This is a genomic window from Streptomyces vulcanius (genome assembly GCF_042653945.1).
GTDB lineage: Bacteria > Actinomycetota > Actinomycetes > Streptomycetales > Streptomycetaceae > Streptomyces > Streptomyces mangrovi.
In genome coordinates, this window is record NZ_JBHSFK010000089.1 from 1 (window position 1) to 8,745 (window position 8,745).

Consider the following 8,745-nt stretch of genomic DNA (forward strand, 5'->3'; position numbering starts at 1 on the left):
CCCCCCACACCGACCCACCCCACCGAACCCCCGACACCAACCCGCCACGCCGCACCCCCGACACCAACCCGCCCCACCGAGCTCCCGGCGCCGGCCCGCCGTGCTGCACCCACCGCGCCGACGGCGCTACGACAGACCCCGGTCCCCCGGGCACATCCCAGGGAAGTCCCGACGACTCCCCCCACCGCGACCCCGGTACCGACGACCGCCCGGCACAGCTCCGGGCAGTCGGCCCCGGCCCGGCCCGGTCCCCGAACACTGCCCACCGACCCCCCGGCCCCGACCCGCCGCACCCCTGCAACCCCCCCGACCGCGACCACCGCCGCTCCCGAGCCCGTGCTCACCGCGGTCTCCGTATCGGCGTGGCGCGGTGGTGGGTGGGCGTGGGTGGGTGGGGGCGGGCCGCGGGGGTTGACCGGGAGCGATTCCTGGCCGGTTACCGCCGGGGCGTTGGCCGAACTGTTCGTGAGCGGGCGGGCCGGGGAGCGGGTGGAGTGGGTGGAGCAGTCGCTGCGGACCCTGCGGCCGAGTGAGCGGGGTGCGTGGGCCGAGGAGACCGCCGCGCTGGCGCTGCTCGCGCTGCTCGACGCCGGGCTGCCGGACATCGTGCTGGAGCGGGGCGCCGCGCTCGCGGACGACGGCGACGCGACACGGGCGCCGGTGTGGCACGCGCTGCTCGGGGCGCTGCGCGCGGAGGCGCTGCTGCGCCGGGGCGACCTGGCCGGGGCCCTGCGCGGCGCGCGGGAGGCGCTGACGTTGCTGCCGCCGCACGCGTGGGGGGTGGCCGTCGGCTTCCCGCTCGGCACGCTGATCACGGCGGCGGTGCGTTCCGGCCACTTCGACGAGGCCGGCCGGCACCTGGCGTTCGCCCCTCCGGAAGCCATGTTCACCAGCCGCTACGGGCTGTACTACCTGCACGCACGCGGCCTGCACCACCTGGCCGCCGGGCGCGCCTACGCCGGCCTGTCCGACTTCCTGGCCTGCGGGGACCTCGTGCGGTCCCTGGGTCTGGAGGCCGCCGCACAGGTTCCGTGGCGGACCAGCGCCGCCGAGGCCTGGCTGCGGCTCGGGGGCGAGGACCGGGCCCGCCGGCTGGTCCGCGACCAGCTGACCCGTTCGCCCGCCGCCGACGGCGCGGGCCGGGGCCGTTCGCTGCGCATGCTGGCGGCGGTGAGCGCACCGGAACGCCGGCCCCAACTTCTGCTGGAAGCCGTCGAGTTGTTCGAGGACAACGGGGACCAGTACGAGCAGGCGCAGGTCCTCGCCGATCTCGGCCGCGCCTACTCCGCGCTCGGCGACAGCTCCCGGGCCCGCACCACACTGCGCCGTGCCCGCCATCTCGCCGTTTCCTGCGGGGCGGCCCCGCTGGCCGAGGAGCTGCTCGCGGTCCAGGAGCCCACCCGCGCCTCGGTGCCCCGCACGACGGACGCCCGGCAGCTCACCGAGTCGGAGCGACGCGTCGCCCATCTCGCGGTGCTCGGCTACACCAACCGCGAGATCGCGGCAAAGCTCTACGTCACCTCCAGCACCGTGGAGCAGCACCTGACGAGGGTCTACCGCAAGCTCGACGTGAAACGGCGCCGGGACCTGCCCGCCGACCTGGGGACCGTCTCCTCGCACCGGCGTCCCAGGCGGTCTCAGCCCGCCGCGGCCAGGCGCTCCGCGTCGTAGGCGACCCGCGCGGCCGAGATGGCCGCCCGATGGCGTTCGGCCCAGTCCGTCAGCGACAGGAGCGACTGATGCAGTTCCCGTGCGATGTCCGTGAGTTCGTAATCGACGCGAGGGGGCACCGTGGCGTACACGGTGCGCTTGAGCAGACCGTCCCGTTCGAGGTGGCGCAGGGTCAGGGTGAGCATCCGCCGGCTGATGCCCTCGATCGAGCGCTCCAGTTCGGTGAAGCGCACCGGGCCGCGGGCGGCGGCCACGATGATCAGGATGCTCCACTTCCCGGCCACCCGGTCCAGCACCTCACGGACGGGACAGGCCTCCACCGCGATCTCGTCACCGGCGTCGATCTTCGCTTGCGGCATGTTCCGGCTCCTTCCTGGGGCCTCCAGGGTGCCATCTCCATCTCCTCTGTTACAAGAATTCACCCATACAACCGGCACACCCGGTACAGCCGCGCGGTCGGGAGTGGGGCATGACAGCCGGCGTCCACGTCTCCGGCACCACCCGGCTGTACGCCGTGCTCGGCGATCCCGTGGCCCAGGTCCGGGCGCCCATGCTGCTGAACCCGCTGCTGGCCGGCCTCGGAGCCGACGCCGTCGTCGTGCCGGTGCACGTGCGCCCCGGGGACCTCGCCGACGTCGTACGAGGACTGACGCGGGCCGGGAACGTGGACGGGCTGCTGGTGACGGTCCCGCACAAGGCCGCCGTGTGCGCCCTGGTGGACGAGCTGGGGCCGGCCGCCGCGGTGACCGGGACCGCGAACGCGGTGCGTCGCGAGGCGGACGGCCGGCTGCTCGCCGAGAACTTCGACGGGCTCGGGTTCGTCCGGGGCCTGCGGGCGGCGGGGCGGCCTGTCCGGGGCGCGCAGGTCTTCGTGGCCGGCGCCGGTGGCGCGGGCGGCGCCGTCACGGCGGCCCTGCTGGCGGCAGGCGCCGCCCGGGTCGCCGTGCGGGACCCGGACGCGGCACGGCTGGCGGGCCTGCTCGCGCGGCTCGGCGAGGGGCGCCTCACGGGGGCGTACGCGGCCGGGCCCGGCGACCTCGCGCACGCCGGCATCGCCGTCAACGCCACCCCGCTCGGGATGCGGCCGGAGGACCCCCTGCCCTTCGACCCGGCGGACGTACCGCCCGGCGCCCTGGTCGCCGACGTCGTCATGAAGCCCCACGAGACGGCACTGCTGCGCGCCGCGGCCGCGCTGGGCCGCCCCGTGCACCACGGAATCCACATGCTTCAGCAGCAGGTCCCCGAATACCGCGCGTTCTTCGGCTGGCCCGCACAGCGGGACGCCGAATCCCCGCAGTGAACTCAGGGATGTCCTAGGGGATTTGATAGGGGATCCGCGCTCCCGAATTCACGCAAGACTTTCCACGGCGACATATTCCACTTCCATGTCTCGCCTTTTCCTAGGAGTGATACCGGATGCTGCGCACGGAACTCATCAGGCCGTTGCCCGAGATTCTCACCGAACACGCCGAGCGCTTCGGCGGGAAGACCGCCTTCGCCGATGCCCAGCGTCACGTCACCTATGGGGAACTGGAACTGCGCACCCGGCGCATCGCCGGACATCTGGCCGGGCTGAGCGTGCACCCCGGCGACCGGGTCGCGATCTACCTCGGCAACCGGGTCGAGACGGTCGAGAGCTATCTCGCCGTCACCCGGGCCGACGCGATCGGAGTGCCGCTCAACCCGCACTCCTCCGACGCGGAGCTCGCCTGGTTCCTCTCCGACAGCGGTGCCCGGGTGATCGTCACCGACCCCGCCCACGCCGGACAGGTGGCCCGGGTGCTCGGCGACGCGGACCGCCCGCGGATCGTCGTCACGGGCCGGGAGCCGGGACCGGCCGGGACGGTCTCCTTCGAGACCCTGGCCGGCACCGAGCCGGCGACGGCCGCACGCGACGGCCTGGACCTGGACGACGTCGCGTGGATGCTCTACACCTCCGGGACCACCGGCCGGCCGAAGGGTGTGCTGTCCACCCAGCGCAACTGCCTGTGGTCGGTGGCCGCCTGCTACGCGCCCGCCCTGGAGCTGGGCCCGGCGGACCGGGTGCTGTGGCCGCTGCCGCTGTTTCACAGTCTGTCGCACATCGCGTGCGTGCTGGCGGTGACCGCGGTCGGCGCGACCGCGCGCATCGTCGACGGCTACTCCGCCGACGAGGTCCTCGCCGCGATGCGCCAGGAGAGGCCGACCTTCCTCGCCGGCGTGCCCGCCCTGTACCACCAGCTGGTGCGGGCCGCGCGGCGGCACGGCGTCTCGGCGCCGGACCTGCGGATCGGCCTGGTCGGCGGCGCGGTGACGTCGGCGGCGCTGCACAGGTCGTTCGAGGAGACCTTCGGCGTGCCGCTGCTGGACGCCTACGGCTCCACCGAGACCTGCGGCTCCATCACGGTCAACTGGCCGGGCGGTGCGCGCGTCGAAGGGTCCTGCGGGCTGCCCGTGCCCGGGCTGAACGTACGGCTCGTCGACCCGGAGTCGGGCCAGGACGTACCCGCCGGCGCCGAGGGGGAGGTGTGGGTCAGCGGCCCCAACGTGATGGTCGGCTACCACAACCGGCCCGAGGAGACGGCCGCCGCGCTGCGCGGTGGCTGGTACCGCACCGGCGACCTGGCCCGCCGCGACGAGGCCGGGTACTTCACCGTCTCCGGCCGGATGAAGGACCTGATCATCCGGGGTGGTGAGAACGTCCATCCGGCCGAGATCGAGGACGTGCTCCGCTCGGTGCCGGGGGTAGCCGACGTCGCGGTGGCCGGCAAGCCTCACGACGTGCTGGGCGAGGTCCCGGTCGCCTTCCTCGTGCCGGGCCCGGACGGCTTCGACACGGACGCGCTGTTCGCCGCGTGCCGCGAGCGGCTCACCTACTTCAAGGTCCCCGAGGAGCTGTACGAGGTGACGCGCATCCCGCGCACCCGCTCGGGCAAGGTGACCCGCCACGTCCTCCTCGACGAGCCCGCCCGGCTGCGGGCGGCGGGCAGCGGCTCCTACGAGAGCCTGCTGCGCACCGAGTGGACCCCGCTGCCGTCCGTCCCCGCCGGTGAGGACGTGGCGCCCGCCGACGTCAGCGTCCTCACCGTGCCGTCCGAGCCGGGTGCGCCGGCCGACGCGGCGGAGCTGGTCGCGGACGTGACCACGCGGCTGTGGGAATGGGCGGCCGACGACGAACGCCCCGAGTCGGCCCGGCTGGTGGTCGTCACCCGGGATGCCGTCGCCGTACGGCCCGGGGAGCGGGCCGACCCGGCGCAGGCGGCGGTGGCCGGTCTGGTCGGCGGTCTGCGGGCCCGGTGGGGCGAGCGGCTGGCCCACGTGGACACGGACGGCACCGGCGACGGCACGGACCTGCCGCTCACGGCCTTCGTCCACGGACGGCTGGCGCTGCGGGCCGGCAGCCTGCTCGTCCCCTCCCTGGAGCGGCTGCCGGCCGGCGCCGCCGTGCCGGTACGTCCCCTGGGCGCGGTGGTCGTCGTCGGTGCGGACACCCCCGTGGGATCCGCCGTCGCCCGGCATCTGGTCACCGGCCACGGCGCCCGGCGCCTGCTGCTGATCGCCGAGCGGGGCGAGCGCGACCCGGCCGTCGCCGAACTCGTCTCGTCCGCACGGGAGTCGGGAGCCACGGTTGCCGTCGCCGCGTGCCCCGCCGGCGACCGGACGGCACTGCGCGCGGCCCTGGCCGGCGAGCGGCAGCCCGTCTCCGCGGTGGTGCACGCCCCGTCCGGTCCGTTCGCGTCGGCCGTGGCGAGTGCCTCGGCACTGGACGAACTGCTGGACGAACTCCCCGCCGACGGCCTCCCGGCGACGTACGTCCTGCTGTCGGCGGCGTCGGGCACGCTCGGCGCCGCCGGTGATCCCGAGGGCGCCGCGTTCGCCGCGTACTGCGACGCCCTGGCGCTGCGGCGCCGGGACCGGGGCCTGGCGGCGCTGTCGCTGTCCGTCGGCCCGTGGGCCGAGGACGACACCCCCGGCCCGCTGCCGACGGGTGTGGGCACCCTGTCCCGCCGGGACCTCCTCGCCATGACCGACGCCGCGCTGATGTCGGGCGAGCCGACGGCCGTCACCGTACGGCTCGACACCATGACCCTGTACGGCGATTCCGTCCCCGCCGTCCTGCGCGGGATCGTCGACACCGCCCCCTCGGCGTCGGCGAACGCCGGGCGCGCCGGTGAACTGCGCGCGGAGATCGCCGGGTTGCCGGAGACGGACCGGCTGGCCAGGCTGCTGGCGGCGGTGGGCGCGGCCGCCGCGGACGTCTCGGGGGTGTTATCGGGTGGTGTCGCACCGGAACGGGCCTTCAAGGAGCTGGGGTTCACCTCGGTCCAGGCCGTCCGGCTGCGCAACCGGCTGGTGGAGACCACGGGCCTGCGGCTCCCGGCGACACTCGCCTTCGACCATCCGACTCCGCGGGCGGTGGCCGGCTTCCTGCTGGGCGAGCTGACCGGTGCCCCGGCGCCGGGCGACGACGTCCCGGCGGCCACGGCGCCGGTGGGCGACGACGACCCGATCGCGATCGTCGGCATGGCCGTACGGCTGCCCGGCGGGGTCTCCTCTCCCGAGGAGCTGTGGGACCTCGTGGACCAGGGGCTCGACGGCATCACCCCGTTCCCGGCCGACCGCGGCTGGGATGTCGACGGACTCTACGACCCCGACCCCGAGCAGGCCGGACGCACCTACGTCCGCGACGGCGGCTTCCTCCAGGACGCCGCCGGGTTCGACGCCGGATTCTTCGGCATCTCCCCGCGCGAGGCGCTGGCGATGGACCCCCAGCAGCGGCTGTTCCTGGAGACCTCCTGGGAGGTCTTCGAGCGGGCGGGCATCGATGTGACGGCCCTGCGCGGCAGCCGGGCCGGGGTGTTCGCGGGCGTGATGAACCAGGACTACAACCTCGGCCTCGCGCAGGCCGCCGAGGACACCGAGGGGTACCGCAGCACGGGCACGGCCGCGAGCGTCGTCTCCGGCCGGGTGGCGTACACGTTCGGCTTCGAGGGCCCGGCGGTCACCGTCGACACGGCGTGCTCCTCCTCGCTGGTCGCGCTGCACCTGGCCGCGCAGTCGCTGCGGTCCGGCGAGAGCGACCTGGCCCTCGCGGGCGGCGTCGCGGTCATGGCCCGGCCGTCCTCGTTCGTGGAGTTCTCCCGGCAGCGCGGACTGGCTCCGGACGGCCGTCCCAAGCCGTTCGCAGCGGCGGCGGACGGCACGGGCTGGTCGGAGGGCGTCGCGGTGGTGCTGGTCGAGCGGCTGTCGGACGCCCGCCGCAACGGCCACACCGTCCTCGCCACCGTGCGCGGCACGGCCGTCAACCAGGACGGCGCCTCCAACGGACTGACCGCCCCCAACGGCCCCTCCCAGCAGCGCGTCATCCGCCAGGCCCTCGCCAACGCGGGCCTCACTCCGGCCGACGTGGACGCCGTGGAGGCACACGGCACCGGCACCGCGCTCGGCGACCCGATCGAGGCCCAGGCGCTCATCAACACCTACGGCCAGGGACGCGACGAACGACCGCTGTGGCTGGGCTCGCTCAAGTCCAACATCGGCCACACGCAGGCCGCCGCCGGCATCGCCGGTGTCGTCAAGTCCCTGCTGGCCCTGCGACACGGCACCCTGCCGCGCACCCTGCACGTCGACGCGCCCACCCCGCACGTCGACTGGACGGCCGGCCGGGTGGAACTGCTGACGGAGTCCGTGCCGTGGCCCCGGGACGGGCGTCGCGCCCGCCGGATCGGCGTCTCGGCGTTCGGGGTCAGCGGGACGAACGCGCACGTGATCCTCGAAGAAGCACCCGAGGACGCCGAAGTGACGCCTCCCCAGGAAGAGCCGCCGCCGGCCGTCGTGCCCTGGGTGCTGTCCGCCAAAACCCCGACCGCACTCGCCGACATGGCCCGACGACTCCACCACCACGCCCAAAGCCACCCCGACCTCACCCCCGCACAGATCGGCAGCTCCCTCCTGCGACGAGCCCGCCTCGAACACCGCGCCGTCATCGTCGGCACCGACCGGGAAGAACTCCTGCGCGGCCTCAACGCCCTCGCCGACGGCACCCCCGACCGAGCCGTCACCACCGGCAACGCCGGCCAGAACGACGGCAAACTCGTCTTCGTCTTCCCCGGACAAGGCACCCAATGGGCCGGCATGGGCGCCGGACTCCTCGACACCTCACCCGTCTTCGCCGACGCCATCACCGCCTGCGAAGAAGCCCTCAAACCCTACGTCGACTGGAACCTCACCGACGTCCTGCGCCAAACCCCCCACGCACCCTCACTCGACCGCGTCGACGTCGTCCAACCCGCCTCCTTCGCCCTCATGACCGCCCTCGCCCGACTCTGGCAGCACCACGGCATCACCCCCGACGCCGTCATCGGCCACTCCCAGGGCGAAATCGCCGCAGCCCACATCGCCGGAGCCCTCACCCTCCACGACGCCGCACGCATCGTCGCCCTCCGCAGCCAAGCCATCGCCCGCCACCTCGCCGGACACGGCGCCATGCTCTCCATCCCCCTCCCACCCGACCAGATCCACCTCCCCGACAACCTCCACATCGCCACCCTCAACGGCCCCCACTCCACCGTCGCAGCAGGCGACCCCCACGCCATCGACACCCTCCACACCACCCTCACCACAGCCGGCATACGCGCCCGCAAAATCCCCGTCGACTACGCCTCCCACACCCCCCACGTCGAAACCATCCAACACGAACTCACCCAACTACTGGCCCCCATCACACCCCAGCCGCCGACCATCCCCATGTACTCCACCACCGACCGCGGCTGGATCACCCAACCCACCCTCACCGCCCAGTACTGGTACCGAAACCTCCGCCAACAAGTCCACTTCCACCACGGCATCACCACCCTCACCGACACCGGACACCACACCTACCTCGAAATCAGCACCCACCCCGTCCTCACCCCCACCATCCAGGACACCCAAACCACCGCCCTCCACACCCTCCGCCGCAACCAACCCGAACCCACCACCTTCCACCAAGCCCTCGCCACCCTCCACACCACCACCCACCACACCCCCACCTGGCACCTCCCCCCCCCCCCCCCCCCCCCCCCCCCCCCCCCCCCCCCCCCCCCCCCCCCCCCC

The 8,745-nt window shown here is 74.2% G+C and carries 4 protein-coding genes; 3 read left to right on the plus strand and 1 reads right to left on the minus strand.

The features are described from left to right. The first annotated feature begins 450 nt into the window (after positions 1-450). Entirely contained in the window at positions 451-1,671 is a 1,221-nt protein-coding gene (locus ACFPIH_RS55725; protein ID WP_381187915.1) for a LuxR C-terminal-related transcriptional regulator, read from the plus strand. Here ACFPIH_RS55725 and ACFPIH_RS55730 read toward each other — a convergent pair. After that, a complete protein-coding gene (locus ACFPIH_RS55730) occupies positions 1,638-2,030 on the minus strand; it encodes a winged helix-turn-helix transcriptional regulator (RefSeq protein ID WP_381187913.1) in 393 nt (130 codons plus the stop codon). The genes ACFPIH_RS55725 and ACFPIH_RS55730 overlap by 34 nt on opposite strands. Before the next feature lie 110 nt (positions 2,031-2,140). On the opposite strand from ACFPIH_RS55730, the gene ACFPIH_RS55735 reads away from it, so the two are divergent. Then, positions 2,141-2,971 (plus strand): shikimate dehydrogenase family protein, encoded by an 831-nt coding sequence (locus tag ACFPIH_RS55735; protein ID WP_381187910.1) that lies wholly within the window; start codon positions 2,141-2,143, stop codon positions 2,969-2,971. A 116-nt stretch (positions 2,972-3,087) separates the two neighbouring features. Next, a partial coding sequence (locus tag ACFPIH_RS55740; RefSeq protein WP_385879415.1) for a beta-ketoacyl synthase N-terminal-like domain-containing protein occupies positions 3,088-8,745 on the plus strand: 5,658 nt, incomplete at its 3' end.

Excerpts from the sequence above, each read along its gene's own strand:
- ACFPIH_RS55735 (WP_381187910.1), top strand. The coding sequence starts at position 2,141 with ATGACAGCCGGCGTCCACGTCTCCGGCACCACCCGGCTGTACGCCGTG.
- ACFPIH_RS55730 (WP_381187913.1), bottom strand. The coding sequence starts at position 2,030 with ATGCCGCAAGCGAAGATCGACGCCGGTGACGAGATCGCGGTGGAGGCC.